The organism is Clostridium sp. TW13, from assembly GCF_024345225.1.
In the GTDB taxonomy this organism is placed as follows: domain Bacteria; phylum Bacillota; class Clostridia; order Clostridiales; family Clostridiaceae; genus Inconstantimicrobium; species Inconstantimicrobium mannanitabidum.
In genome coordinates, this window is sequence record NZ_BROD01000001.1 from 2,617,818 (window position 1) to 2,644,234 (window position 26,417).

General features: G+C 30.4%; 19 protein-coding genes and 2 other annotated features. Of the genes, 3 read left to right on the forward strand and 16 right to left on the reverse strand.

From position 1 onward, the window contains the following. Window positions 1-5: 5 nt before the first annotated feature. From OCU47_RS12615 to OCU47_RS12640, 6 genes are all read right to left on the reverse strand, one after another. Window positions 6-2,360, reverse strand: coding sequence for a glycogen/starch/alpha-glucan phosphorylase (locus tag OCU47_RS12615; protein WP_261828954.1), 2,355 nt, complete (start codon window positions 2,358-2,360; stop codon window positions 6-8). Window positions 2,361-2,364: 4 nt separating this feature from the next. Continuing rightward, complete coding sequence (gene malQ / locus OCU47_RS12620; RefSeq protein WP_261828955.1) at window positions 2,365-3,852, reverse strand: 4-alpha-glucanotransferase; 1,488 nt, start codon at window positions 3,850-3,852, stop codon at window positions 2,365-2,367. A gap of 26 nt (window positions 3,853-3,878) precedes the next feature. Beyond that, on the reverse strand, window positions 3,879-4,892 hold the full coding sequence (locus OCU47_RS12625) for a LacI family DNA-binding transcriptional regulator (RefSeq protein WP_261828956.1): 1,014 nt from the start codon (window positions 4,890-4,892) through the stop codon (window positions 3,879-3,881). A 204-nt stretch (window positions 4,893-5,096) separates the two neighbouring features. Continuing rightward, entirely contained in the window at window positions 5,097-6,008 is a 912-nt protein-coding gene (locus OCU47_RS12630; protein ID WP_261828957.1) for a sugar ABC transporter permease, read from the reverse strand. Window position 6,009: 1 nt separating this feature from the next. After that, a complete protein-coding gene (locus OCU47_RS12635; protein ID WP_261828958.1) occupies window positions 6,010-6,930 on the reverse strand; it encodes a carbohydrate ABC transporter permease in 921 nt (306 codons plus the stop codon). A gap of 59 nt (window positions 6,931-6,989) precedes the next feature. Then, complete coding sequence (locus OCU47_RS12640) at window positions 6,990-8,210, reverse strand: sugar ABC transporter substrate-binding protein (RefSeq protein ID WP_261828959.1); 1,221 nt, start codon at window positions 8,208-8,210, stop codon at window positions 6,990-6,992. A gap of 627 nt (window positions 8,211-8,837) precedes the next feature. Here OCU47_RS12640 and OCU47_RS12645 point away from each other — a divergent pair. Continuing rightward, a complete protein-coding gene (locus tag OCU47_RS12645) occupies window positions 8,838-9,557 on the forward strand; it encodes an HAD family hydrolase (RefSeq protein WP_261828960.1) in 720 nt (239 codons plus the stop codon). Window positions 9,558-9,725: 168 nt separating this feature from the next. Here the strand turns inward: OCU47_RS12645 and OCU47_RS12650 are convergent, their stop codons facing one another. From OCU47_RS12650 to OCU47_RS12670, 5 genes are all read right to left on the reverse strand, one after another. After that, a complete protein-coding gene (locus tag OCU47_RS12650; protein WP_261828961.1) occupies window positions 9,726-10,904 on the reverse strand; it encodes an aminotransferase class I/II-fold pyridoxal phosphate-dependent enzyme in 1,179 nt (392 codons plus the stop codon). Next, window positions 10,901-11,380, reverse strand: a complete 480-nt coding sequence (locus OCU47_RS12655; protein ID WP_261828962.1) for an Lrp/AsnC family transcriptional regulator — start codon at window positions 11,378-11,380, stop codon at window positions 10,901-10,903. The genes OCU47_RS12650 and OCU47_RS12655 overlap by 4 nt, the downstream gene beginning before the upstream one ends. Window positions 11,381-11,436: 56 nt before the next feature. After that, window positions 11,437-11,680 (reverse strand) — a binding site (T-box leader). A gap of 122 nt (window positions 11,681-11,802) precedes the next feature. Next, window positions 11,803-11,958, reverse strand: coding sequence for a zinc-ribbon domain-containing protein (locus OCU47_RS12660; RefSeq protein ID WP_261828963.1), 156 nt, complete (start codon window positions 11,956-11,958; stop codon window positions 11,803-11,805). Window positions 11,959-12,060: 102 nt separating this feature from the next. Further along, window positions 12,061-13,803 carry an ABC transporter ATP-binding protein gene (locus OCU47_RS12665; protein WP_261828964.1) on the reverse strand — a complete coding sequence of 581 codons (1,743 nt, stop codon included), beginning with the start codon at window positions 13,801-13,803 and terminating at the stop codon, window positions 12,061-12,063. Then, a complete protein-coding gene (locus OCU47_RS12670) occupies window positions 13,803-15,542 on the reverse strand; it encodes an ABC transporter ATP-binding protein (protein ID WP_261828965.1) in 1,740 nt (579 codons plus the stop codon). The genes OCU47_RS12665 and OCU47_RS12670 overlap by 1 nt, the downstream gene beginning before the upstream one ends. Window positions 15,543-16,020: 478 nt before the next feature. On the opposite strand from OCU47_RS12670, the gene OCU47_RS12675 reads away from it, so the two are divergent. Then, on the forward strand, window positions 16,021-16,902 hold the full coding sequence (locus tag OCU47_RS12675; RefSeq protein ID WP_261828966.1) for a LysR family transcriptional regulator: 882 nt from the start codon (window positions 16,021-16,023) through the stop codon (window positions 16,900-16,902). A 107-nt stretch (window positions 16,903-17,009) separates the two neighbouring features. Here OCU47_RS12675 and OCU47_RS12680 read toward each other — a convergent pair whose 3' ends face one another. From OCU47_RS12680 to OCU47_RS12700, 5 genes are all read right to left on the reverse strand, one after another. Continuing rightward, window positions 17,010-18,674: a ribonuclease J gene (locus OCU47_RS12680; RefSeq protein WP_261828967.1), complete on the reverse strand. Its 1,665-nt coding sequence runs from the start codon at window positions 18,672-18,674 to the stop codon at window positions 17,010-17,012. Between the two features lie 90 nt (window positions 18,675-18,764). Beyond that, window positions 18,765-20,432, reverse strand: coding sequence for a 2-isopropylmalate synthase (gene leuA / locus OCU47_RS12685; RefSeq protein ID WP_261828968.1), 1,668 nt, complete (start codon window positions 20,430-20,432; stop codon window positions 18,765-18,767). 77 nt (window positions 20,433-20,509) lie between these two features. After that, window positions 20,510-20,699: a binding site (T-box leader), on the reverse strand. A 104-nt stretch (window positions 20,700-20,803) separates the two neighbouring features. Further along, entirely contained in the window at window positions 20,804-21,601 is a 798-nt protein-coding gene (locus OCU47_RS12690; protein WP_261828969.1) for a rhomboid family intramembrane serine protease, read from the reverse strand. Window positions 21,602-21,747: 146 nt separating this feature from the next. Next, on the reverse strand, window positions 21,748-23,058 hold the full coding sequence (locus OCU47_RS12695; RefSeq protein ID WP_261828970.1) for a sensor histidine kinase: 1,311 nt from the start codon (window positions 23,056-23,058) through the stop codon (window positions 21,748-21,750). Between the two features lie 309 nt (window positions 23,059-23,367). Continuing rightward, on the reverse strand, window positions 23,368-24,414 hold the full coding sequence (locus tag OCU47_RS12700; RefSeq protein ID WP_261828971.1) for an aldose epimerase family protein: 1,047 nt from the start codon (window positions 24,412-24,414) through the stop codon (window positions 23,368-23,370). 471 nt (window positions 24,415-24,885) lie between these two features. On the opposite strand from OCU47_RS12700, the gene OCU47_RS12705 reads away from it, so the two are divergent. Beyond that, window positions 24,886-26,241, forward strand: coding sequence for a GH1 family beta-glucosidase (locus OCU47_RS12705; protein WP_261828972.1), 1,356 nt, complete (start codon window positions 24,886-24,888; stop codon window positions 26,239-26,241). Window positions 26,242-26,417 lie beyond the last annotated feature (176 nt).

Below are 26,417 nucleotides of genomic sequence, written 5' to 3' on the forward strand. Positions count from 1 at the left end.
AAGGCTTATTTAATAGGAGTCTTTTTGATATTCCATATTTCTTCACAGTATTGAAGTATGGTTCTATCACTTGAGAATACCCCTGAATTACATACATTAGCGAAACACTTTTGAGCCCACTTCTTCTCATCTTTGTATGCAGCAAACACTTGATCTTCAGTTGCTTTGAAAGATTCAAAATCTGCTAATAAGAAGTATTGATCTCCTTCTTTCATTAATGAATTATATAAGTCTTGGAAGTCTCCAGAACCACCATCATCAAAAGTTCCATCAATTAATGAATCTATAACTTTCTTTAAATCCTTGTTCTTGCTATAGAATTCTTCAGTTGAATATTTACCCTTAAGAGCTTCGATTTCTTCAACTTTTAATCCAAATATGAAGTTATTATCTTCTCCACTAGCTTGAGCTATTTCAACATTGGCACCATCTAAAGTTCCGAATGTAGGTGTTCCATTTAACATAAACTTCATGTTACCAGTACCTGAAGCTTCTTTTCCTGCAGTAGAAATTTGTTTAGATAAATCTGCTGCTGGGAATAATTTTTCTCCATATGATACTCTGTAATTCTCAACAAATACAACCTTTATCTTTCCATTGATTGATGCATCATTGTTAACCATTCTTCCTATTTCATTTATAAATTTGACTATAGCTTTAGCTCTTCTATATCCTGGGAATGCCTTAGCTCCAAATATAAATGTTACAGGAGGAATATCCATTGATGGATTTTCTTTTACTCTATAATATAAATCTAAAATGTAGAATGCATTTAATAATTGTCTCTTATATTCATGTAATCTCTTGATTTGAATATCAAATAATGAATCTGGATTAAGTTCGATTCCATGGTTTTCTTTGATATAATCTGCTAATTGTTCTTTCTTTTTATGCTTAATATCCATGAATCTCTTCAATACTTTTTCATCATTCTCAAATTTCTTCAAACCTTCTAATAAAGATAAATCCTTAACCCAAGCCTCACTGCCAAGTAGCTCTGTTATTAATGCTGATAATTCTTGATTACATAATCTTAACCATCTTCTTGGAGTTATACCATTTGTCTTGTTTTGGAACTTAGTAGGATATAACTTGTACCAATTATTAAGTTCAGTATCCTTTAATATATCAGTATGAAGTTGAGCAACTCCATTAACTGCGCTTGACACGTAAATTGCTAAATTAGCCATTCTAACTTGTCTGTTTGCAATTATCTTAAAATCTGATATATCAGTATATCCCTTAGACTTTAATTCTTTAGCTAAACTCTTATCAATCTCAACAATAATAGCATGTATTCTTGGGAATAATTTCTTTATTAATTTTACATCCCATTTTTCTAATGCTTCTGCTAAAATTGTATGGTTTGTATAAGCAAAAACCTTCTTAGCTATTTCTAATGCATCTTCAAACTTTACGTTTTCTTCATCAACTAAAATTCTTATAAATTCAGGTATTGCAAGAGTTGGATGAGTATCATTTAATTGAACTGCATGCAAACTTGAGAATTCTTTAGTGATCTCACCATTCTTTTCTTTATGCTTCTTAAGAATGTCTTTTAATGAAGCACTAACTAAAAAGTATTGTTGTCTTAATCTTAATAACTTTCCTTCTTGATTTGAATCATTAGGATATAAAACTCTTGATATATCATCTGCTCTATTCTTTAACTTAACTGCTTTATCATATTTTTGATCATTAAATTCATTAAAATCAAATTCATTGATTGCTTCACATTTCCAAAGTCTTAAAGTATTTATATTTTTAGTGCCATATCCGATGATAGGAGTATCATAAGGTACAGCTTTAACTTTCATATCTGAGAACTCAACGATTTGTGTATCTCTATCTTTTCTTACACTCCATGGATCTCCATATTTTAACCAATTATCAGCTTCTTCCATTTGGAAACCATCTACAAATTTTTGATTGAATAATCCATTACTATATCTGATTCCATATCCTGTTAAAGGCATATCTAATGTAGCTGCTGAATCCATGAAACATGCAGCAAGTCTTCCAAGACCACCATTACCTAAACCAGCATCTTCTTCTATTTCTTCTATCTTGTTAATATTAATATTATATTGTTCTAGAATATCCTTAACTTCATCATATAAACCTAAACTTATCAAGTTATTTCCTAAGGCTCTTCCCATTAAATATTCTGCTGAAAAATAATAAGCTTTTTTGTGTTTACTGTATTCGTCTGTAGTCTTATTCCAATCATCTACAATCCCTTCAAGAAGAGTTAATGATAAGGCATTAAATATTTCATATTCTTTTGCTTCTTCAATTTTTACTCCGTATTTTACTTTAAGATATTTTTCCATTCCTTTTATTATTTCTTGTCTCTTCATATTCCTATTCACACCTTCCATAAGTTTTAGTTATATAATAAATTTTTTCTGCTAGCTTATCTGTTAATAATCCTTCTTTTAATCTCCAAGTCCAATTGTTTCCTAAGGTTGATGGAACATTAATTCTTGCCTCATTGCCAAGATTTAAAAAGTCTTGCATCAATGCTATTGCAGTATCACCTATACTGCTCCACACTCCCCTTATAAAACCCCAGTTGTATCCTTCTTTTTTATTTAAATATAAATATTTTCTTGCAAAGTTAGTTTCTTGCTTAGATCCTGTTTTCTCATACCAACCTCTAAAGGTATCATTATCATGGGTTCCTGTGTACACAACCCATTTTCTATCTTCAAAGTTATGTGGTAAATATGAACTGTCTGGTCCTCCAAATCCAAATTGAAGTACCTTCATTCCTGGGAATCCAGTAGCCTTTCTAAAAGCTATAACTTCATCTGTCATGAACCCTAAATCTTCAGCTATTATATTAAGTTCTCCTAATTCCTCTTTAATAGCATCAAATAGTTTTATTCCCGGTCCCTTTACCCATTCGCCATTTTCTGCTGTTTTATCCTCAGCTGGCACTGACCAGTATGACTCAAAACCTCTAAAATGATCTATTCTAAGCACATCATATATTTTCAAACTTTCTCTCATTCTGTCTATCCACCATGAATACTCAGTTTCTTCGTGGTATTCCCAATTATAAATTGGATTTCCCCAAAGTTGACCAGTAATAGCAAAGCTATCCGGTGGACATCCAGAAACCTTTGTTGGTTTTAACGTATCCGGATCAAACATAAATGCTTTTGGATTTGCCCAACAATCTGCACTATCTTCAGCAACATAAATTGGAATATCTCCAATTATTTCAATGCCTTGCTTATTTACATAAGCTTTTAATGCTTGCCATTGCTTAAAGAAGTGGTATTGAAGGAAAATCCAAAATTCTATTTCTTCATTTAGTTCTTTAGTGTAACGTTTAACAGAATCTGAATGCCTAAACTTTATATCTTCGTCCCATTGCTGCCAACTTTTCATACCAAAATGATTTTTTATAGCCATATACAAGCTATAATCTTCCAACCATAAAGATTGTTCTTCTTTAAACTTTTCTATTTCACTATCTTCTTTACCCTTAAAATTCTTAAATGCTTTTCTTAACACTTTGTATTTTTCTACAAACAACAAACTGTAATTAATTTTTTCTGTATTATCTCCCCAATTAATATTTTCATAATCTGCTTTATTCAATAATCCTTCTTGCTCTAAGATATCAAAATCTATAAAGTATGGATTGCCTGCAAATGCAGAAAAAGATTGATAAGGAGAGTCTCCATAACTGGTCTGTCCTAAAGGCAGTATCTGCCAATACTTTTGACCAGATTTTTTCAAGAAATCCGCAAAGTTATAAGCTTCTTTACCAAAGGTACCGATGCCGTACTTTCCTGGTAAAGAAGCAATGTGCATTAATATTCCGCTACCTCTTTCCATCGTTTATCACCTCATTAATTAAATTATTACTTTATTCTTCTACATGACTCACGTTCGATTAATTCAGTATTTAATAGTATGTGTTGATTTTCAATGCTATTTTTTATTAAATCTAATAATAGTTTTATACTTGTCTCTGCCATTAATGTTTTAGGCTGCTTAACTGTAGTGATAGCTGGATTGTAAAATTCACTATAATCCATACCATCGAATCCTATTAGTGAAATATCTTTTCCAATTTTTAATCCACTATCTATAATTCCTTTTGCTGCTCCGATTGCCATAATATCTGATAAACAGAATATAGCAGTTATATTTTTATTCTTTAATAACAACTTTTTCGTAACTTCATAGGATCGTCTACTTTCATACTCACCAATTAGAATATATTCATCTTTTAGTGGTATATTACTATCATTTAATGCATTTTTGTAACCGTTGAGTCTCCACCAACTTATCCCTATATCATCATCTTTACCTAAAATAAGTGCAATATCTCTATGTCCTAAACTAATTAAATATTTTGTTACTTCATAAGTAGCTTTTACGTCATCAATTCCAACTGACGAATATGTTTTCTTCCCTTTTTTTGATAATGTATTTACAGAGGTTAAGACAATAGGTATATTTAAGCTGGCAAAACTATCATCTTTAATATCAATAAAGTTTCCACCTAGACATATAACTCCCTGCAATTTCTTTTCTTTTGCAAAAGAAATTACATTATCCACATCTTGATATATATTATAATCATTCTGCTCAAGAATCATTGTATATCCAGCAGAATCTACTTTGCTTCCTATTATGTTAATCATTTCAGAAAAAAATGGATTAAAAACTCCCTTTACTAACAAACCTATATTTTTAGTATTATTTTGTTTTAAAACTCTAGCACTATTGTTTGGTATATAATTATATTCTTCAATTATTTGCAGTACTTTTTCTCTTGTACTTAACTTTACATCAGAATGATTGTTAAGTACCCTAGAAACTGTGCTTACTCCCACTCCTGATAATTGTGCTATGTCCTTTATATTCATTTTCATCCTCCATGCTTACATCTAGTTTATTTCATTACTTGTAAATATTAATTCTATATTATATTAGAAGAAACCTCAAGGATGACATAGTCATCCTTCAAGATTTCTATATGCATAAAACTATGAATTATTATTATTTTACAACTTCTTTATCAATTAGTGAATAATGTATATTAAAATATCTAAAATAGATAATTATATTCGTTAACCCTTTACTGCTCCTGCTACTAAACCTGATTCAATATATTTTTGTAAAAATGCAAATAGTATTACTAATGGAATTGATGCTAATACTGAACCTGCTGCAAACACTGTCCAGTTTGTATCATATTGACCATTTATATATGATCTTAGTAGAGGCATTATTGTCTGTGAATCTGGATCATTTAATATCATATTAGACATAATGAACTCATTGTAAGTTCCTTGAACGGAAAAGAAGAACATTACTGCTATCATCGGTCTTGCCAATGGAAGGATTATCTTTGTGAATATCTGCCACTCTGAAGCACCATCAACTTTAGCGGCTTCATCCAATTCCTTTGGAATACCATCCATAAAGTTTTTCAATAGCCATACATTAAATGCACTACCACCCGCTAATACTAGAATTAAAACCCACAACTGTCCTTGCAAATCATGACCATTAACTATAGCAAAAATTGCTGATACAGTCATAGTTGCTGGGAACATTTGTAGAATTAATAAAGAAAATAGTCCATATTTTCTTCCTTTGAATTTCATCTTTGATACTGCATAGGCAGATGTTGCTGTCATAACAATTTGTAAAAGACCAACTCCTGCACAAACAATACAAGTTCTTAAAAATGCACCCTTAAAATCGAGTTTTTCACCTGAAAGAATTGTTTTATAGTTGTCTAAGGTAAGTTCTTTTGGGAAAACAGTATCCATAGTTATTGCGTTTCCTTTTGAAAATGATATTCCTATAATATATACAACTGGAAACACAACTATTATAATTGATAACCAAATAAATACTCTCTGAAGCCATAATTCTCTTTTTTCTCTGCCTGATAATCTCTTTTTATATTTCAAATCCAACTGTGGTGAAGATTGATTTGTATTGATGTTAGTTTGTAAATTATTCATTGCCATCTTACTCTACCTCCTCAAAAGCACCAGTCTTTTTCATTTGAATGATACTTAATGTTCCTACCACAAGGAAAATCAAAACACTTAGTGTTGCTGACCAATCATATCTATTTGTACTTACAGTCAACTTATATGCTGCTCCACCAAGTAAATCAGTAGCTCCTGCATATTGTACACCTATTTTAGCTGGTCCACCTTCATTAAGCATATATGGAACCATGAAGTTATTAAAATTCATTGCAAAAGAAGATATTACAAGAGGTAATGATGAAGCTGTAATTGAAGGTAAGGTTATGTTTCTAAATTTTTGCCATCTTGTTGCTCCATCAATTTCTGCTGCTTCATAATAACTCTTATCTACTGCTGAAAGAGCCCCTAGGCATATATTCATCATCCATGGAAATCCTAACCAGAAATTCAATACAAACACAGCTACTTTGGCCCAAGTTGGATCTAGTAACCAAGGTATTTTGGTATTAATAATATGGAACTTCATTAAAATCATATTAATTGCACCATATTCTGCATTAAACATACCTTGCCATATCATCATAGATATTAATCCTGGAACTGCCCAAGGTAAAATTAAAAGAGCTTTGTACACTCCTCTTTCTTTCATATTTTCATTGCTTAATATCATTGCAAAAATAAGTCCAATTAGATAAGTACCAACTGCTGAACCAATGGCAAATATTACAGTCCATATAAATACTGGTAAAAATATAGGTTGTAAATCACCTGTTAAAATAGATTTATAATTTTCAAATCCAATAAATGAGTAATCATTAACATGATTAATATTATAATTAGTAAAACTAATATAGATTGTATATACTATTGGAAGAAAGCTTAATATAAATATTGATATCATTAATGGTGATACATATAAATAGGGTCTAGCTTTGTCCATCTTTGAAGTCTTCATTTTTCTCCCTCCTTATTATAAATTGGGATGAGGAGAAAATTCTCCCCGTCCCATTTAAATTATTTCATTGTTGCAATTTTTTGTTGCATTTGTTTTACTATATTATCTGCTGCTTGTTTAGGAGTTTGTTTATTAGTAATCATTAATGTAATATTGTTTTTAGCAGGATCCCAAACAGTTCCAAATTCAGGAGCAGAAGACATTGGAATTGCTGATTCAGATTGTTTTGCAAATACACTTGTTATAGGATCATTTTTAATTTCATCCTTTGCTTGTTCTGATTTAAGAACAGGAATTGCTGCTGTTTGTTTGAATAGCTTGTATGGTCCATTCTTTGCTAAATACTTCATAAAGCTCCAAGCTTCAGTCTTATTTTGAGAGCTCTTTGGAACTACTGCGAACTTAATTCCAGCAGTTGTTGGAACAGCTTTTCCAGGTACTATTTCTGGGAAAGTAGCTACACCAAAGTTAAGATTTGCTTTCTTAAATGCTGCAACATCCCATGGTCCACTTAGATAGAATGCAACTTTTCCATTTTGGAAGTTACCTCTAGCTACTTCTGCAGTAACACTTGGGCTTACTAATTTGCTAGTATTAGCAAGATCATTAATCATTGTAAGACCTTTTACAGCTCCTTCATTGTTTAATCCTATATCCTTAGGATCTACTGTACCATCATCAGATGTCTTTAATACATATCCTCCATTAGCTTGAATGAAAGCTAAGCTATAATAGAAATCATTTAATACATAGTTAAATCCAAGAGTCTTTGCTTGAGCAACAAGGTCATCCCAAGTCTTTGGAGCTTCCTTTACCTTATCTTTATTATAGAATAAAACGTATGTTTCTAGTGTTAGTGGAACTGCATATCTCTTTCCAGCAATTGAACTAGCCTTTAATGCTGGTTCAATATAATCACTATCATCCATAGTTCCGGTTGGAACTTCGTCAATTAAATCTGCCTTTTGGAATGTTCCTAAGTGGTCATTTGCTATACCAACTACTGCATCTGGAGAATTCTTTCCTTTAGATGCTTGAACCAAAGAATCAAATCCCTTTGTATCTTCAGTAACCTTAACTTTATTACCAGTTTCTTTAGCCCATGCTTCAGCTAAATCTTTTACACATTTTAAATTTTCTCCAGTATATTGAGACCAGATCTTAATTTCCTTTCCACCTGTAGTAGTTTTTCCAGAATCACTCTTACCGCAACCTGCGAAAGCTCCACCAATCATCATAGTTGCCATTAAGCAAGCTATAACCTTTGTTCTTTTTAACATAATGAAATCCCCCTCATTTTTTCTTTAATCCCTTGGATTAAATTTTTTTATTATTTTATTTTCGGTATCGGTTCCAAAAATTCTTTGGTATCGGTACCAAGTTTAGATAAAAATAATTATTTATTCCTCACTTAAGCTTAATAAATATGTTTATATTTGCTAGAGCTTGGACTAAAAAACCATTTGGTATCGGTACCGATGTTGTAAAAACCCCTGGTAACCTTTACAAGCTTATTATAATACTATTCTTTTTTACTTTCAATACATTTTTTAGAATTTCTTAAAATTTTTTTTGTAAATTTTATTCATTCCTCTAACTTATTTCTTTGACCCCGCTGTTTTACTAGTTTTTCATATATTAACTTTTTTTGAATTAGATTTGAATTTTTTTATAACAAGATATTATTTTATATAAAATGTAATAAATGTTGTCCATCAAAGATTAATTTATAAATTGTATTAATTAGAATTTACTATATATTCTCCATTGAATCATTATCAGCAACTCTCCTATTTTAAAAGTTTAAACAAAGATATTATCTCAAATGTTATAGAATCTTACAAAAGGATTTAAGTTAATATTGTAGAATAAGATATAAATATAACTATTATGAAAAGAGGTATTATATGTACAAAAATTATATTTTTGATTTATACGGAACTTTAGTTGACATTCATACAGATGAATCATCTACTCTTCTATGGGAAAAATTATCTTTATTCTATTCTTTTAAAGGTGCAATTTACTCAGCAGAAGAATTGAAAACTTCTTATCTACAAAATGTAAAGTTAAAGCAAACTTCTATAACTAATACCAAATATCCTGATTTTCCTATAGAAGAAATTTTTAATTCATTATTTGAAGATAAGCATATAAAAGTATCTAAAGATACAGTAAATGATGCTGCACAACTTTTTAGAATTCTATCAATTGAATACATAAAACTATATGATGGGGTAATTGAATTATTAGAGTTACTAAAGAAAAATAGCAAAAAAATTTATCTTTTATCAAATGCTCAAAGAATCTTTACCTTATATGAAATGAGATTATTAGATATTGAAAAATATTTTGATGGTATTTGCTTTTCTAGTGATTACTATGTTTGCAAGCCAGATATGAAGTTTTATAATACTATAATTGGAAAGTTTAATCTAAAAAAAGAAGAGTCAATTATGATTGGTAATGATTTTATTGCTGATATACAAGGTGCTGCTGCTATTGGTTTAGATTCATTGTATATTGATTCTAATCTTTCTCCAGAGATAACAACTCCATTACAAAGTAATTTTTCTATTATGTCTGGTAATGTACGAGAAGTTGCTCCATTGATTGTAAATTCTTAATTTTTTAATATAGAGATAAACATAAAAATATGTATATAGTTAAATATTTACCTTTTTAACTATATACATATAAAAATATATAAACATTTATAGACGAAATGCTGGTTTTAGCTACATTCACTTATAAAATCATAAAATAGTTATGACATTCACCTTTTTATAAAGGAATTATTTATCAATATTTTTATGTTTTGAAACAAACCTTTCCATTCTCTTTAATGCTTCTACAATATTATCCATAGAAGATGCATAGCATGCTCTTATAAACCCTTCTCCACATTCACCAAAAGCATTACCAGGCACAACTAGAACCTTTTCTTCCATTAATAACTTTTCACAAAACTCATCTGAAGTAAGTCCTGTAGAAGTAATGCAAGGAAATACATAAAAAGCTCCTAGTGGTTCAAAGCAGCTTAATCCAATCCTTCTGAAACCATCTACTAATACTCTTCTTCTTCTATTGTATTCTTTAACCATAGTATTTACATCTGATTCAGAATGCTTTAATGCTTCAATAGCTGCATATTGAGCTGTAGTAGGAGAACACATTATTGCATATTGATGTATCTTTTTCATTGCTTCAATTAAAACTGGATTACCACATACGTATCCTAATCTCCAGCCAGTCATAGCATAAGCTTTTGAAAATCCATTTATGACTAAAGTCTTATCCTTTATCTCTGGAAAACTTGCTATAGAAACATGGTCACTGCCATAAGATAATTCTGCATAAATCTCGTCTGATATTACTATTACATTCTTATCTTTTAAAACTTTAACTATAGGTTCTAACTCTTCTCTTGTCATTATTGCCCCTGTAGGGTTATTAGGAAATGGAATTATCACAACCTTAGTTTTTTCTGTTATTGCTTCCTCTAGCTCCTCTGCAGTCAATTTAAATTGATTTTCTTCTTTTAAATTAATTACCCTAGAAGTCGCTCCAGTAAATGCAGTACATCCTTTATAAGCTACGAAGCTTGGTTCTGGAACAACAACCTCATCACCTGGGCCAACTAAAGCTCTAAGCGCTATATCAATCCCCTCACTTCCTCCAACAGTAACTAAAATCTCATTTTCTGGCTTATAAGAAAGATTGAATCTTCTTTTTAAATACTTTGAGATTTCATAACGTAATTCCATAAATCCTGCATTTGATGAATAATGTGTATGACCTTTTTCTAAAGAATATATTCCTGCTTCCCTAACATTCCAAGGTGTTACAAAGTCTGGCTCTCCAACGCCAAGAGAGATAACATCTTCCATCTCATTTATCATATCAAAATACTTTCTGATACCTGATGGAGGCATATTCTTTACATTATCCAGTATCATGTCTTCTAGTATCATATAAATATTGCCTCCCTATCATCTATTTGTTTTTCTTTAAATATGGTTCCGTGATCCTTATACTTTTTTAATACAAAATGTGTTGCTGTGCTAAGTACATATTCTTGCACTGCTAATTTTTCAGAAACAAAAAGTGCAACTTCCTTCATAGTTTTTCCTTCAACTATAACTGTTAAATCAAATCCACCTGACATAAGATAGCAAGCTTTTACCTGTGAAAAGTTATATATTCTTTCTGCAACCTTATCAAAACCAACACCTCTTTGAGGAGTAACATTTACTTCAATTAAAGCGGTAACAGTTTCTGTTCCTGTGTTTTCCCAATTAATTAATGTAGTATAGCCTGCTATTATATTTTTTTCTTCATAATCCCTAATAGCATCCCTTACCTCTTCTACAGTTTTCCCTATCATTACTGCTATTTGCTCATCACTACATCTGCCATTCTTTTCTAAGATCTCAAGAATTTCTTCCATAAATAAATTCCTCCTAAAAATTAATTAAAAATAAATATAAAAAAACCCTCATCCCCAAAAGGGACGAAGGTTAAAATTCGCGGTACCACCCTAATAGATAATATAAAATTATCCACTCAGTTAGAATATGTATATATTCTTTCCTCTGTAACGTGAGGACCACGTCGTTATCTACTAAAATCATTATTTTCAATAAGAGATTCAAAGGCTGCTTCCTATAAATTTCCTTACTGAATTCACACCAATCTTCAGCTCTCTAAGAATTCAATTTAAAGTACTCTTCCTTATCATTATCTTTAACTTCAATATATTTTCTTATTATTATAATAGTAAAATATATTTAATTCAAGTTTTTTAATTTATTTTTCATAAACAAAAGGATTATAAGAAAATTATCCTATAATCCAATTGAAGTAACAAAACTATCTTCTATTACTTTGTTGCTTTCTAGCTTTTCTACAAGTATTGCATCTTACAGGATCATTCTCAAAGCCTTTTTCTTTATAAAATTCTTGTTCTCCTTCTGTGAAAACAAATTCCTCTCCACAATCCTTGCATACTAAAGTTTTATCTGCCATTTTATATTCCTCCTGTTATAAAACAATTCTAACATTATAGTATTATCTCTACTTTTCTTAAATTTATTCATTATAATAATTAATAAATTTATAGTATTTTTTCTATTCTGCATCAAACTGACTATTATATAATTTATAATAGAAGCCTTTTTTCTTTAGCAACTCTTCGTGATTTCCTTGTTCTTCAATATGTCCATTATTTAACACTAAAATTAAATCAGCATCCCTTATGGTAGAAAGTCTATGTGCAATTACAAAACTTGTTCTCCCTTTCATCATCTTGAAGAAACCTTGCTGTATCTTTGCTTCAGTTCTAGTATCAACACTGCTGGTAGCTTCATCTAAGATTAGCATTGGAGGTAACTCAAGCATTGCTCTAGCTATAGTTAGCAATTGTCTTTGTCCTTGAGAAAGATTTTCTCCACCTTCTGAGATTATGGTATTATATCCATTTGGCAAACGCTTAATAAAACTGTGTGCATTGGCTGCCTTTGCTGCTGCTATTATTTCTTCATCTGTTGCATCATTCTTTCCGTATGATATATTATCTCTAATTGAACCTGAGAATAACCAAGTTTCTTGCAATACCATACCAAAAGATTTACGAAGACTATCCTTAGTCACACTTGTAATATCTACTCCATCAACTAACATTTTTCCTTTGCTATTTTCATAGAATCTCATTAATAAATTGACAATTGTAGTTTTTCCTGCACCTGTAGGACCTACGATTGCTACTTTTTCACCTCTTTTAACTTCAAGATTAAAATCTTCAATTAGTGGCTTATCTGGTGAATATGAAAATGCTACATTAGTAAACTTAATATTTCCTTGGATATCTGATAACACAGGCATATCTTCTCTTTCCTGCTCTTCAGGTTTCTCGTCTAATAAAGCAAAGACTCTTCCAGCTGAAGCTAATGCTCCTTGAAGCTGAGTAGATACACTTGTAATATTGTTTATAGGTTGAGAAAACTGATTAGAATAAGTTAAGAAACTAGATATATTTCCTATACTAAGTCTTCCTGACAAGGCAGCTATCCCCCCTGTAATCCCCAACAATATATAAGTTATATTATTAACTAGTCTTGTAGATGGATTTACAAGTGATGAATAGAATTGAGACCAACGACCACACTTATATAATCTACCGTTTATTTCTCTAAATTTTTCTTCAGACCTTTTTTCATAACCAAAAGCCTTTACTACTTTTTCATTACTCATTATTTCTTCAATATAACCATTTAATTCTCCAATAGTCTTTGATTGTTCCTTAAACAGACTATTTGATCTTGTAGTTATAAATGATGCTATAAAAAAGCATACAGGAGTCATTAAGATAACTACCAAAGTAATCTTAACACTTAATATACACATAAAAGTAAGTGAACCTATGATAGCTACAATTCCTGATAGGAATTGTGTTATAGCTTGATAAATTCCATCTGAAATAAATTCCATGTCATTAGTTAGTTTATTTAAAATTTCACCATGTGGATTTCTATCATAATATCTTAAATGCAAGTTTGATAAATTATCAAACACTTCTTTTCTTAAATCTTCTATTGTTCTGTTAGAAATAATACTTGAAAGTACTTGAAATATCCATTGAAAAACTGCACTTACACAATACAATATTAGTAATATAGCAGCTATCTTTAAAAGAGGTTGGAATTTAACATTATTTTTATCTACAATGTAATCAACTCCTTTACCAATTATAAATGGTCCTATTATCATAAGAATATTACTTACTATGGCTGAAACTAATGCTAAAAAGAAATACAGTTTATATCTTCCAACATAGCCAGCAAGGCGCTTTAATGTACCCTTATTTTTAGTCATTATTCATCCCCTCTTTCATCTTGAGAATTATTGATTTCTTTGTATACTTCACAATTTCGAAGTAACTCTTCATTAGTACCCATTCCAACTAATTCTCCATCATCCAATACAATAATTAAATCAGAATTTCTAATTGAAGCTACTCTTTGCGCTATAACTATAACAGTCATATCTTCAGTGTATTTTTTAATATCTCTTCTTAATGCTGAATCTGTAGCATAATCTAAAGCACTTGAACTATCATCTAAAATTAATATTTCAGGATTCTTTACTAAAGCTCTTGCAATAGTAAGTCTTTGCTTTTGCCCTCCTGAAAGATTAACTCCTCCTTGAGAAATATTTGTATCATACTTATGTGGCATTTTTTCTATGTACTCTTCAGCTTGGGCTATTTTAGCAGCCTTTCTAATTTGCTCATCAGTAGCATTTTCAAGCCCCCATTTAATATTCTCTGCAATTGTACCAGTGAATAACACTGCCTTTTGAGGGACTATACCTATTTTATTTTGAATTTCTTCTCTCCTATAATCTTTAACATCTGTACCACTAATAAAAATACTTCCTTCATCTACATCATAAAATCTTTGAACCAAATTGACCAAAGTACTTTTACCAGAACCTGTAGAACCAATAATACCAATAGTTTGACCTTTGTGTATTCTAAAAGAAATATTGTTTAATGCTCTATCAGTATTTTTATTGTAGCTAAAACTTACATTCTTAAATTCTATAATATTAGCTTCATTTTTTAGTTGACCATTCTTAATGCTGGCTATTCCTTTACCATCAACTAAATCCTTGTCTACATTTAATACTTCACTAACTCTTTTACCTGATACTGCTGCTTTGGTAAATGTAATCAATAAATTTGCTACAACTATAAGCGCTGATAAAATCATATTCACATAGTTTATATATGCAATTACCTCTCCTTGAGTCATGTTACCTACATTAACTTCAATGCCACCAAACCACATAATAGCAATAATTCCGAAATTTATTATTATTGTTGTTACAGGATTTAATAAAGAAGATATCTTGCTTACACTTATTGAAATCTTAGAATATTCATTATTAGCCTTTTCAAATCTTTTCCTTTCATCATTCATTTTTGCAAAAGCTCTTATCACTCTTACTCCAGAAAGATTTTCTCTTACTACAACGGCTATCTTATCTAATTTGCTTTGTACCTCTTTATATTTAGGAATACTTGTTGCCATTATTTTATATATAGCAAATGAAAACAATGGCACCATTATAAAAAGAACTAAACTTAGCTTTAGATTAATAGTCATAGCCATTATAACTCCACCAATACATAAAAAAGGAACTCTAACAGCAAGTCTTATTAACATTGCAAACCCAACTTGAAGTTGATTAATGTCACTAATTATTCTATTTATCAATGATGAAGTACCCAATTCATCAATTTGAGCAAAAGAAAGAGTACCTATCTTTTCCATAGTAGCTTGTCTAAGCTCTGTTCCAAATCCCTGCGATGCTATTGAAGCGCAATTTTGGCACATAAATGCAGATGCTGCTCCAACTAGTACAATGCATAACATAACTAATCCCATTTGAAAAATATAATGAATATTATTATGTCTTATACCATTATCTATAAGCTTAGCCATAAAAAATGGTATTAGAAGTTCAAATATTGCCTCTACCAACTTGAAAGTCGCTCCTATAATAGCCTGCTTTCTATAATTCTTTAAATACTTCAGTAAAACCTTCAAAATCATTCCCCCATTCTTACTCATCTGAAATTACATAGGCTTATCCGATAGCTAGCATCCGTAACACTCCAACTTTATATGAAACTCCCCTTCCTAAAGTCAGATGAGTGCTCACAGAGTAAGCGACCATCATCAAATCATAGATTTGAGATGTCTGATTAACCGATTCACACTAAATCATAGATTTAGGTTTTCTGCTTAAGTTGGAGATAACGGCTGCACGCTCCTGGACGAGGTACCCCTTGAGGGTGTAAGTTCAACTAAGATTCAGATAGGGATACACCCCACCTAAATCAAGTTTCACTTGATATGCTAATCTATTTTCAGATGGCTAATTTAGTTTTTCAATTATTATTAATATTGTAAATGGCCTTAAACTACTGTATCATATTAACATATATAGTCCCATATTAAAAATATTTAATATATATATAATCCATATAAAAAATGTATAGATTGTACTTAGGAGAATGAATTTATGGATATTAAACAACTAAAGTATTTTTTAACCATTGCTGACGAGGAGCAAATAACTTCTGCTGCGAAGAAGCTACATATATCACAGCCACCACTAAGTTATCAATTAAAAAACTTAGAAGAAGAACTTGGAGTAAAACTCTTAGAACGTGGTAGTCGTAAAATACACTTAACTCCAGCTGGCCGTATATTAAGAAATAGAGCTGAACAAATTATTCAGCTTACTGATGCCACTAGCAGAGAGATTATGGATTTGAAGAATGGTTTCCAAGGCACATTAGCTTTAGGTACTGTTTCATCTTCTGGCTACACTCTATTAGATACTCGCTTAAAGGTTTTTCATAAAACTTATCCTCATATTAATTTCGAACTTTATGAAGGAAACACTTATAAAATTATAGAATATTTAAATTGTGGATTAATTGAAGTTGGAATCGTTAGAACTCCTTTTAATATGTCAAATTTTGATTATATTACTGCAGAGGAAGAACCTATGATTGCTGTAATGAGAGAAGAACTGGATGCTTTCAAGAATATTGATACAATTTCTATTGAAGACCTAAAAGAAAAACCACTTATAATATACAAGCGGTTTGAGTCTCTAATAAAAGAGCGATGTAACGCCCATGGCTTTGAGCCACTATTCTTTTGCAAAAATGAAGATGCTAGAACTACTCTATCTTGGGCAGATGCAGGTTTAGGAATTGGCATAATGCCTAAATCAGCTTTCAACTCAATGAACAACAGTGATTTAAAATATAAAATAATAGATGATCCTTTACTAAATACTCAAATAGCAGCTATTTATTTAAAGGACAAATATATTTCTACAAGTGCTCAGCATTTTTTAGAAGTGTTTGAAAATAGCAAAAAATACTGTTAATAAAGTTCTTTAGAATTTATTTTAACGAAAATTAAAACCATGCATAATAGAGGCGCCTACTCAATTTCGCATGGTTTTATTTATAATATATTTTGTAGCAACTTAAGCTAGATTTCCATTATTATAGGAAAAATGCTAGGTCTTCTTTGAGTTTTCTCATACACATATCTTTCTATAGATTTTTTAATATTTCTCTTTAATAGGTACCATTGAATTACTTCCTTATCAAGACATTCTTCTACTTCATCTCTTACCAACTCTTTTATGTTATTGATGAAGTTTTCTGATTCTCTTACATAAATGAATCCTCTTGTAATTATGTCAGGACCTGCAATAATACTATATGAATCCGTTTCTATAGCAACAACTACAGTTATCATACCATCCTTTGCAAGATTTCTTCTGTCTCTAAGAACTATATTGCCAACATCTCCAACTCCAATGCCGTCTACAAATACTCCACCAGTTTTTACACTGCCTTCAATTTTAGCTTCATCAGATTTCAATTTAAGCACCTGTCCTGTTTCCATCAAGAATATATTTTCTTTATCCATACCTAACTTTTGTGCTAAATCTCCATGATGTTTCAAATGTCTATACTCGCCATGTACTGGTAAAAAGTATTTAGGGTTTGCTAAAGTGTGTATCAACTTCAGTTCCTCTTGATATGCATGCCCAGAAACATGCACTTCTTCAAGATCTTCATATATAACTTCAACACCCATCTTAAATAATTGATTGATTACTTTTGAAATCATCTTATCATTACCTGGAATTGGTGATGCAGATATAATAAATAAATCATCAGTCTCAACTTTTATCTTCCTATGGGTAGAAAAAGCTATCCTTGAAAGTGCTGCCATAGGTTCTCCTTGGCTTCCAGTAGTAATTATGGTTATTCTACTATTATCATATTTATTTATATCATCTACACTTATACTATCCTCGGTCGGAATATGAAGATATCCTAAATCCGTTGCTACCTCTGACATATTTTCCATACTTGTTCCACTAAAAGCAACTTTTCTTCCATACATTAATGAAGCATTGATAATTTGTTGCATCCTATGTATGTTAGAAGCAAAGGTTGCAACTATAACTCTTCCTTTTGCCTTAGAAAATATTCTATTTAAAGTCTCACCTATAGACTTTTCTGATAAAGAATGTCCTCTTCTTTCTACATTTGTACTATCTGCCATCAATAAGAGAATTCCTTCACTTCCTAAAGCTGATATCCTCTTAAGATCCATTTTTTTGCCGTCAATAGGAGTATAATCAATTTTAAAGTCTCCTGTATGCAAAATTACACCCACAGGAGTTGTAATAGCTAAACAACATGAATCTGCTATACTGTGTGTAGCTCTTATGAATTCTATCTTCATTTGTCCTACATCTATAACATCTCCAACTTCCACTGTTTTCATATCACAATCTTTTAGCATTAAATGTCTGCTTAATTTTGTTGAAACAAGTCCTATAGTTAAGGCTGTGCCATACACTGGAACATTTAATTGCTTTAAAATATATGGTAAGCTTCCAATGTGATCTTCGTGTCCATGAGTTAAAAATATGCCCTTTACCTTGGAAGAATTATCAAGTAAATAAGATATATCTGGAATTATTAGATCTACTCCATACATTTCCTCATCAGGAAAGGCAACACCACAGTCTATTACTATAATTTCATCTCCATACTCTATGGCAGTTATATTTTTACCTATTTCGCCTAATCCACCTAAAGGAATAACTTTTACACTATTTTCGTCTTCCACAAACTCATCCTCCTATATTATTTTTTCTTTAGTTTGTGTTATAGTATAAAATTTAATTCCTGTATTATAAACTAATATATGCTTGATATTTTATTCAACTGAATATAATCTATTTATAGCACTAAATACTGCTTTAATTGATGCCAACGTAATATTGCTATCAACGCCTACACCAAAGGTCTCAACCTGATTATCAGTTCTTTTTATTTTCACATATGATGCAGCCTTTGCTTCTGAACCTTTACCCAACGCATGTTCAGTATAATCTAATATAGTTGTGCTAACCAACTTGCTTTCTATAAGTGCCTTCTTTAATGAGTCAATTGGTCCGTTACCTTCTGCTTGTAATGTCAATGTGTCTCCATTATATTCTAATTGTAAATCTATCCTTGTGTTATTATCAGAATCTTGTATATCTGAAACTCTGCATTTTACTAGTTCAAATGGTTTCTTTCTATCAAGATACTCTTCTTTAAATTTATCCATTATTAACTGAGGAACAATCTCTCCAGTTTTTTCAGATATACCTTGAATTATATCTGCAAACTCCTTATGCATAGCTTTTGGTAACTTAAATCCAAAGTAATGCTCCATTACAAAAGCTACTCCACCTTTTCCTGATTGGCTGTTTATTCTTACTAAAGCTTCATATTCTCTTCCTAAATCTCTTGGATCTACAGGTAAATATGGAACTTCCCATATACCTGTTTGTCTTTCTTCATATTTTTTCATTCCCTTATTAATAGCATCTTGATGTGAACCCGAAAAAGCTGTGAAAACTAATTCGCCTGCATAAGGATGCCTAATATGCACAGGAATCTTGCAACATCTTTCATATACATCTGTAATTTCTACTATGTTTTCTAGGTTAAGTTCTGGATTTACACCTTGAGAAAACATGTTATATGCAATATTTAAAATATCTACATTTCCTGTTCTTTCACCATTTCCAAATAAGGTTCCTTCTACTCTATCTGCACCTGCTAACATAGCAAGCTCAGCTGAAGCTACAGCTGTTCCTCTATCATTATGTGGATGCACACTTAAAATAATGCTGTCTCTTTTCTTAAAATTATTGCTCATCCACTCAATTTGATCTGCATAAACATTTGGAGTGTCCATTTCAACTGTAGATGGTAAATTTATTATAACTTTGTTTTCTGGAGTTGCATCCCACTCATCTACCACTGCATTGCACACTTCTAAAGCATATTCTACTTCTGTTCCTGTAAAACTTTCTGGTGAATATTCTAATATTATCTCTCCCTCAAAATCTTTGACATATTGTTTTACTAATCTTGTTCCTTCAATTGCTATTTGCTTTATGTCTTCTTTACTCATGTTAAATACAACATCTCTTTGTAGTATAGATGTAGAATTATAAATGTGAACAATCGCCTTATTTAGCCCCTGTAAGCATTCAAAAGTTCTTGCAATTAAGTGTGGTCTTGCTTGAGTTAAAACTTGAACAGTAACATCTTCTGGTATAAGCTCTTCTTCTATTAGCTTTCGCAAGAAATCATATTCAATATGTGAAGCTGAAGGAAAACCTATCTCAATTTCTTTAAATCCCAATTTAACAAGTAAATTAAACATATCCAACTTTTCTTCTACAGTCATAGGATTAACTAAAGATTGATTACCATCTCTAAGATCCACACTGCACCAAATAGGTGCTTTTTCTATTTCTTTATTTGGCCAAGTCCTTTCCTTAAGTTTAATAGTTTGAAATCTCTTATACTTTTTGTAATTTAACATTTAAAATAACCCCCAATTTTTACTTTAAATTTAATAAAGCATCTTAAAAAGATGCTAAAAACCGCGTAAAGCACTCCTATTGGAGCGTTTTACGCGGTACCATCCAAACTTTCTCTTAATTTAAATAACGGTTAAACACCGATAAGACTTTTTATAGTCTTATTTTGCTCCTGAGCAAGTTCAAAAGTTATTGTTTATGGATTTTCACCTCTCATCCACTCTCTATAAAACACATGGCTTTTTACTACTCTCATTCTTCACAAATGTTATCTTATTTATGCATCTGAAATTTACATAGGTTTATATGCCTTATTATTAAAAGTAATATACTATATTCATTATTTTCTGTCAACAGTTAATTAAGGATAATATTATTCTATATGCTTATGATCTCTTATATGATTCATACAATAGCAATGAGTCCCACTACACTTGGAGCAATATCTAAACTGCATATCTGGATCATCCTTATCCGTTATTCCACAAACCGTACATCTATGAATTGGCTTATCAGTTGAAACCTTAACGCTAAACTTCTGCTTTCTTACATATGATTTAGTACGCCCAGTAACCAAGTTAAATAAATCCTTACCAAAGAAAAGTAGGAAACTAATAAGTGGAGTTATTACTAAAAGTTTTCCTCCTAGAGAATAAACTGTAATAAACTCATAACCAATAACAAGGCAATCTAATATAGCAAGGTACTTAACCTTAATTGGTAAAATAAAAAATAATAACAGTTCATAATCAGGATATACGCATGCAAAGGCTAAAAATAAGGCTAAATTAATATATGAACTATCTGCAGGCATCCCTGTAATGAAAGATACAATTATAGTTGCTAACATTCCACATAAATAATAAACATTAAATTTAAAACCGCCCCAGTAATTCTCAAGTCCAGCACCAGCTAAATAATTAAAATACAAAGCAAAAAATAAGAATAATGGATTAAGCGATGAAGGTGGAATAAATATAAATGTTATAAGCCTCCACACCTGACCTTGCATCACTTCCTGCGGTATTAATACAAAATTTAATATTCCTAAATTATTAATTCCTGAATACTCCAATAAGTATACAAAAGCATTTATTATTACAATGTAAACCATTAAGTTCTTTATGTAAAACCTACCAAACTTTCTCTCGAATCTATCTAATATCTTCATAAATTAACACTCCTTATACGATTATTCATATACTCATTATAATAATAACTTAAAACAAAGCAAGCTTTCAACTTACTTTTTGCTTAATTGTAACAATTATTTTTGCTGTATAAAAATAAGCTATGTGTCTTTAGTCTACACATAGCTTATTTAGATTGAAATTCAATTTTAAATTCTGTTTTTTCTTCAGTACTTTCTACACATATATTTCCTTTATTTTTTTCAACCAACTGCTTAGTAATATAAAGTCCATATCCATGATCTAAACTTTCTTTTTTCTTAGTAGAAAATCCCTTATTAAAAATTTTACACTTAATATTAGATGGTATTACATCTCCATTATTTCCTATCAACAAATAAACATTATCTTGTTGCCTATAACTCTTTATCTCTATTTCTTTATAAGGCTTGTCTTTGCTTTCTTTAAAAGCTTGCAACCCATTATCTATAAGGTTTCCAACTATACTAATCAATTCATCTTCCTCAATATTTATGGAACTAAGAGGCTCATCAATTGAAAGTTTAATTTCGATGTTTTGTTCCTTTGCATTATATGATTTTATGGATACTAGAGCATCTACATAATCATCCCCTGTGTCTAGATACTTAAATGATGTATGTAACCCTCCGGATATTTTAGAAACATACTCTTTTATCTTATCCATATCTCCAGGTCTATTCATGGAACTTAATGCTTGAATCACCTGAATATGATTTGCAAAGTCATGTTTTTCTTTTCTGACAATACTAAGTATCTCCTGCATATTTTTAATCTGTTGAGCTTGAACTTTATAACTGGTCTCTATTAATTGCATTTCCTTTCTTGCTTTGATATCCTTGAAAACAATGTATAAGAGTATCATACAAGCAAGTAATACTAATAAATGAACCCATAATAAGTCGCCCACATTTCCTACTTCAAACAGTACCCTGATTATAAATAATATTACTAAAACCCCTTGCATCATAGCACTAGCATTATTTGCTTGATCATTATAAAAATTAATGCGTTTTAGTACTTTATTATACTTCAATACTATAACTAATAAAATCAAATATATTAACTTTTTAAATACATGTTGATCATATGCTGTTATTTGAAGTAAAAAAGAATCATAATTTATAGCTTTAATCACTATAAATATACATCTATTCAATCTATTCACGGCAAAAGATATAATCATAAATGATAGTGAAATTATAAATGATTTAGTCTTATCATACCGTAATATTAATAAAATTGATGCATAATATACTATTAGCATTATCATATTATAATTAATTTTAGAACAATATAAAGTTGTCAATAAGTCAGATGATACTAGTAAAAGGTAAAATGATATTATCTTTAACTTGCTATTTTTAAAACAATCTACAGATTCACTGAAAATAATACATATAACACTAAATAATAAAGTTCTTATTAGTATAGTGCCCAAACGGAAAAGAATGTTCACACCTTCACCTCCTAGTATAAAATCATGTTTTTCATGATAACACTACTCTCACATTGTACATTATGCCATATTTCAACATAAAATTCAAACTGCTTTTGTTTATTGACACCTTTTTAGATAAAATTACATTTTTATTTTCAAGTTTTATGATTTTATCAAAATAAATACATGTTCTCTTTTCTATTTTTAATTATTTTAAAACTTTCTGATAAAATGCATATATAAAAAAATGCTACATATAGATTATTAAATCTTATACGTAACATTCCTATTAAAAATTGATGTTTATTAATTTATTTTTATATTAAGCTATTTCTTTAATCCAAATTTATATATAGTAACTTGAGAATACTTCTCTCCAGGTTTTACTATTGATTCTTCTAAAAAGGCCTGATTTCTTCCTATTGGAGGATTTTGTGTTTCAAAACAAATTCCATGTCTAACTTTTTCAACTTCTCCATTATATAATACAGGACCGTTTGAATAATTCATTGTATAAATTACCACATGTTTTTGATTAGTAACTATTTCCATAGTTCTTCCAGATATAATATCTTCTAAATATATGTCTGGTTTTGATTTCTTATTTAAATTCCAAGTATGATCATAACCATTAGCAATTCTTATTTGTTCATTTTCACAAGCTATATCTTTTTCAATTATTTTTCCTGTTCTAAAATCAAATGGAGTACCTGTCACATCTATTTTATTTCCTGTGGTTGCTGCTGTTTCATCTAGTTCCATAATAGAATCTGCATCTATCTTTAAAAATTCATCAGTTATTGGTCTCTTTATATTTCCACTTAAATTAAAATAATTATGTTGTGATAGATTTATTAAAGTTGTTTTATCTGTGGTTGCTTCATAATCAATAGTTAATTCATTTTCTTCATTAAATGTAAAAGTAACCTGTACTGGGACATTTCCCGGGTAATTTTCTTCTCCATCTACACTAAAATACTTGCATACAAGTGAAAGCGCGTTATCCTTCTCTACAACCTCAGTATCCCAAACTTTCTTATAAAAGCCTATAGTTCCTCCTTGACCTTGATGTACTCCATAATTTAAATTTAGCTGATAGTCAACACCATCAACTGTTATTTTTCCTTCACAAATTCTTCCTGCAGTACGTCCTAGTAACGCTCCCATATAAGAAGGATTTTTAATATACATTTTCATATCTTTACATGCAAGAATTACATTTTCTAAATTACCATCTTTGTCAGGGACAACAATTTTAGTCATCGTGCAACCCCAATTTAATACTTCTATAAAACTATTATTTGAATTGATTAACCTATATGCAAATACTTCTTTGCCTTCGACTTCATATAAAAATTCTTTACTCCACTTCATCTTAATTCCTCCTAGTTATATTATTTAAAATTCTTACACTAACCGTATAATAATTCATTTATTTCTTATTCATATGCAACTGCATTTATTATACATTCTTAATAAGATTTTAAGAAAGTTAAGCTTGTACTAATGATATAATGCAAACATTAAAAATTATAAAATCATTCTTTTTATAATAAGTATTTTCTTATTTAAATCTACTATATTATACTTTATACAGTTTACGATTACATGGCATCATAATTATAATAAGACATCTGAGGCTAAATAACAAGTCCAAATATGGGACGGATATTTTCTATTCTATATGCCAATCTATTTACCTTAACTTAACTGGTTTTTATATAAAATCTGAAATATTGTAAAATAATATTAATTCTTTACACAAACTTTTTTATTATATTATAGTATAATTATACTGTATAGGTTTACCAAGAAAATTTTACATATACTTTAGGAGGTATTAATATGAGCTTTAACAAAGATTTTATTTGGGGTTCAGCTACATCATCTTATCAAATAGAAGGAGCTCCTTTTGAAGATGGTAAAGGATTATCTGTTTGGGACACTTTTTGCGAAGTTCCAGGTGTTATAAAAGGTAATCATAACGGAAATATCGCTTGCGAACATTACCATAGATATAAAGAAGATGTTGCCTTAATGAAAGAATTAGGCTTACAAGCTTACAGATTCTCTATAACATGGCCAAGAGTTATGCCAGATGGTATTGGTAAAGTAAACGAAAAAGGATTAGACTTTTATGACAGACTTGTGGACGAGCTATTAGAAAAAGGAATAACACCTTACGTGACTCTTTTTCACTGGGACTACCCTTATGAACTATATAAAAAAGGTGGCTGGTTAAACAATGATAGTCCTGAGTGGTTTGCAGAATACACAAAGGTTGTAGTTGATAGACTATCTGATAGAGTTCAATACTGGTTTACACAAAATGAACCTCAATGTTACATAAATCTTGGACATTGCGATGGTACTCATGCACCTGGTTTAAAGTTAGGTGTAAGAGATGTTCTTCAATGTACTCATAATTCTCTTTTAGCTCATGGAAAATCAGTTGCTACTATAAGAGAGTTTTCAAAATTAAAGAGTTTCGTTGGAGCTGCTCCTGTTGGTATATGTTATATTCCAAAAACAGAAACCCCAGCAGATATAGAAGCTGCCAGAAAGGCTACTTTTGCAGTAAATGATACTCGAATTTGGAATTCAGCTTGGTTTATGGATCCTATGTTCTTGGGAGAGTATCCTGAGGATGGATTGAAATTATTTGAAAAGTATTTACCTAAAATAGGTGCCAATGATATGAAAATAATTAATCAAGATTTAGACTTCTTTGGCTGTAATATATATAGTTCACCTTATGTAAATTCTGGACTAAATGGTGAACCAGAATTTACTGCACAAAAAGTTGGAGCTGATTTAACTGCAAACAAATGGGAACTTACTCCACGAGGATTATACTGGGGTCCAAAGTTCTTCTATGAAAGATATAAGAAACCAATTATAATAACTGAAAATGGATTATCAAATGTTGACTGGGTAAACTTAGATGGTAAAGTTCATGATCCTCAAAGAATAGACCTTATGCACAGATACATCAATGAATTCAACAGAGCTATTAAGGATGGCGTAGATGGCAGAGGATATTTTGCTTGGTCTTTAATGGATAACTTTGAATGGGCTGAAGGCTACAATGAAAGATTTGGACTTATTCATGTAGATTTTGAAACTGAAAAAAGAACAATTAAGGATTCAGGATATTGGTTCAAACAAGTTATAGAAACCCAAGGTAAAATATTAGAATAGTACTATTAATATAAGATAAAAAGTCCTACAATTTTTATTAAACAAATTGTAGGACTTTTTGCATTATTGTATCAAGTGAAACTTGATTCAGGTGGGGTTTGATCCCCATCTGAATCTTAGCTGAACTTATCCAGGAGCGTGCAGCCGTTATCTCCAACTTAAAGAAGTTGGAGTGT

Coding starts and splice junctions, on each gene's coding strand:
- OCU47_RS12700 (WP_261828971.1), bottom strand. CDS start 24,414: ATGAAGTGGAGTAAAGAATTTTTATATGAAGTCGAAGGCAAAGAAGTA.
- OCU47_RS12675 (WP_261828966.1), top strand. CDS start 16,021: ATGGATATTAAACAACTAAAGTATTTTTTAACCATTGCTGACGAGGAG.
- OCU47_RS12665 (WP_261828964.1), bottom strand. CDS start 13,803: ATGACTAAAAATAAGGGTACATTAAAGCGCCTTGCTGGCTATGTTGGA.
- OCU47_RS12660 (WP_261828963.1), bottom strand. CDS start 11,958: ATGGCAGATAAAACTTTAGTATGCAAGGATTGTGGAGAGGAATTTGTT.
- OCU47_RS12645 (WP_261828960.1), top strand. CDS start 8,838: ATGTACAAAAATTATATTTTTGATTTATACGGAACTTTAGTTGACATT.
- leuA (WP_261828968.1), bottom strand. CDS start 20,432: ATGTTAAATTACAAAAAGTATAAGAGATTTCAAACTATTAAACTTAAG.
- malQ (WP_261828955.1), bottom strand. CDS start 3,852: ATGGAAAGAGGTAGCGGAATATTAATGCACATTGCTTCTTTACCAGGA.
- OCU47_RS12630 (WP_261828957.1), bottom strand. CDS start 6,008: ATGGCAATGAATAATTTACAAACTAACATCAATACAAATCAATCTTCA.
- OCU47_RS12615 (WP_261828954.1), bottom strand. CDS start 2,360: ATGAAGAGACAAGAAATAATAAAAGGAATGGAAAAATATCTTAAAGTA.
- OCU47_RS12655 (WP_261828962.1), bottom strand. CDS start 11,380: ATGGAAGAAATTCTTGAGATCTTAGAAAAGAATGGCAGATGTAGTGAT.
- OCU47_RS12640 (WP_261828959.1), bottom strand. CDS start 8,210: ATGTTAAAAAGAACAAAGGTTATAGCTTGCTTAATGGCAACTATGATG.
- OCU47_RS12635 (WP_261828958.1), bottom strand. CDS start 6,930: ATGAAGACTTCAAAGATGGACAAAGCTAGACCCTATTTATATGTATCA.
- OCU47_RS12625 (WP_261828956.1), bottom strand. CDS start 4,892: ATGAATATAAAGGACATAGCACAATTATCAGGAGTGGGAGTAAGCACA.
- OCU47_RS12690 (WP_261828969.1), bottom strand. CDS start 21,601: ATGAAGATATTAGATAGATTCGAGAGAAAGTTTGGTAGGTTTTACATA.
- OCU47_RS12650 (WP_261828961.1), bottom strand. CDS start 10,904: ATGATACTAGAAGACATGATACTGGATAATGTAAAGAATATGCCTCCA.
- OCU47_RS12705 (WP_261828972.1), top strand. CDS start 24,886: ATGAGCTTTAACAAAGATTTTATTTGGGGTTCAGCTACATCATCTTAT.